This is a genomic window from Hymenobacter agri (assembly GCF_054778495.1).
Genome location: NZ_BAAGZM010000633.1, coordinates 1 through 2,390, shown reverse-complemented (window position 1 = coordinate 2,390; position 2,390 = coordinate 1). Strand labels below are relative to the sequence as shown.

Sequence of the window (2,390 nt, the reverse complement as noted above, 5' to 3'; positions counted from 1 at the left end):
GGCGGCTGCGCCATCGGGACCGGCGGCGGTGGCCGTGAGCAGGCTGGGGCAGGCAGGCGCGCTCAGGGGTGAGGCATTTTTGCATACGTCGAGCAGGCGCACGGTGTAGCAGGGCAGGTCGGCGCGCAGGTCGTTGAGACTGGCCGAGTCGCGCGGGGCACGCAGGGTAGTGGCGGTGCCAAAATCGGCGGTAACAGTACCCGTGGTGCGGAAGTAGCGCAGGGTGCTGCCGGCGGGCAAGGCGGGCGGGGAGAGCAGCGGCGTGAGCTCCACCACATTGCGTAGGTTGAAGCTGGCGACCAGCTTGGGCTGCTGCGGGGGCAGGGCCGACACAGTGGTAATTTTGGCTGAGTTGGATACGGCCACGCCGCCGCCCGGCTGCCGGGCCGTTACCACGTAGGTGTAGTCGCTGCCGCACTGCACGTCGGCATCTTCGAGCCCGCCCGCAATGGGCATGAGGGTAACGGGCTGGCCGTTGCGCGTGACGGTGTAGGTATTGCCGGAGCCGGCATCGTCGAGCAGCAGCTGGTTGCGGTTGCGGGCAGATGCTACGCTCAGGCTGAGCGTGCAAATCAGGGGCGAGGCGTCGGGGCTGCCGCCGCACAGGTCGGTGCGGGCAATGCGGTAGCAGCCCTTGCTAAGATTGAGCGGGCCGATGTTGGAACTGCCTGGGGCTACCGGCTGCACATCGCGAAAACCGCTGGCCGCGCTGGCATCGGCAATTTGCAGAGTATACTGGTAGTCGGCAGGTAAATTATTAACTGCCAAAGTAGCTAAGCCGCTGGGCAGAGCCCCGGACAGCGTGAGGCTGCTGAAGCCAGGTTTAACCGGCGCAGCGGCTGTGCGCAGGGGTTGGGTATTCACGCCCTCGCAGGCTTCGGGAATGTTGTAGCGGCCGGTGACGGTGACGGTAGTAGCGCCGGCTGGTACGGCAACAACGGTTGGCTGATTACGGGAAATAGCTTGGCTGGGCCCGCCACCAGCCTGCACAACGTAGGAGTTGAATTTTGTGTCCGTTACCGTAACCAGCGCCGAACCCGTGGGGCAGGGCGCGATATTGAAAAGTGGCGGCGTAGTATCGTAGACTCGAAAGGTGCGGATGTAATAGAATGCCCGGCCATTTTCATTGGTAAGCTCCGAAACGGTTACCATCCCTACATCGGCCACCGTTGGCGTGTAGAAATATGGGTAAATGTTGTTGGGAGTGCAAGCCAGTGGCGTTGAGTTGATGAAGGTGGTAGCTACCCCTGGCAGCACGCCGTAGTAAATATTGTTGTTGTAGATACGCGCATCCCGGCTGGCACAGGGCTGAAATTTTACCCGCTTGCCCACGCATAGGTTCGTCATCGAAATGCCGTTGTCGTCGATGGCTTCGAAGGTGCAGGTTGGTGGGTTGGGCGAAACGCAGGACTGGGCATGTGCCAAGCCCATACTTCCGTACACCCAAAGCACCAGAAAAAAGCAGCGAGTCAAAAGTTTCATAAGCAGCAGTTGCAGCGCAGTAACGCGCCGATAGCTAAAATAGCGCCCGGCAGGTAGTAGCGCGAACTTTTAGTTCGGGTGCCGCGCCGGCAAAACCAGCTGGGTTTTGGCCGGGGTTGCGACCCAAAAGTTCGCACCGCCGTGCGCTACGACAGCACGCCCGTCCAGTCAAACTTACGCACGAAGGCGGCGGCCTTGTGCAGGTCGGGGTAGAGCACCCGGTCGTGGCCTACGAATTCCACTTCCTTACGAAATGCGGCAAACACCGCTTCCAGTGCCTCGGAGCTGCGGCCGGGGCGGCGGAATTCCAGCGATTGGCAGGCCGTGAGCAGCTCTATACCGAGGAGCTGCTCTACGTTGTCGAGCACGCGGCGGCTTTTGGTGGCGGCGTTGGCACCCATGCTCACGTGGTCTTCCTGGCCGTTGCTGCTCACGATGCTGTCGGCCGAGGCGGGCGTGCAGAGCTGCTTGTTCTGGCTTACGATGCCGGCGGCGGTGTACTGCGGAATCATCAGGCCCGAATTCAGGCCGGGCTCGGCCACGAGGTAGGTGGGCAGGCCACGCTGGCCCGAAATAAGCTGGTAGGTGCGGCGCTCCGAGATGCTGCCCAGCTCGGCCACGGCCAGGGCCAGGTGGTCGAGGGCCAGGGCCAGGGGCTGGCCGTGAAAGTTGCCACCGCTCAGTATCAAGTCTTCGTCGGGGAAGATGTTGGGGTTGTCTGTGACGGAATTGCACTCAGTTTCGACCACCTGGGTCACGTAGGCCATCGCATCGCGCGAGGCGCCGTGCACCTGCGGCTGGCAGCGGAAGGAGTAGGGGTCCTGCACGGCGTGGCGGGGCAGGGTTTGCAGCTCCGAATCGGCCAGCAGCCCGCGCAGGCGGCGAGCCACCAGCACCTGCCCGGCGTG

The 2,390-nt window shown here is 62.9% G+C and carries 2 protein-coding genes; both read right to left on the bottom strand.

From position 1 onward, the window contains the following. On the bottom strand, positions 1-1,482 hold a 1,482-nt coding region (locus ACYVDE_RS20405), incomplete at its 3' end, for a hypothetical protein (RefSeq protein ID WP_460503376.1). A gap of 146 nt (positions 1,483-1,628) precedes the next feature. Continuing rightward, the coding region (locus tag ACYVDE_RS20400; protein ID WP_460503375.1) for an aromatic amino acid lyase at positions 1,629-2,390 on the bottom strand (762 nt) is incomplete at its 5' end.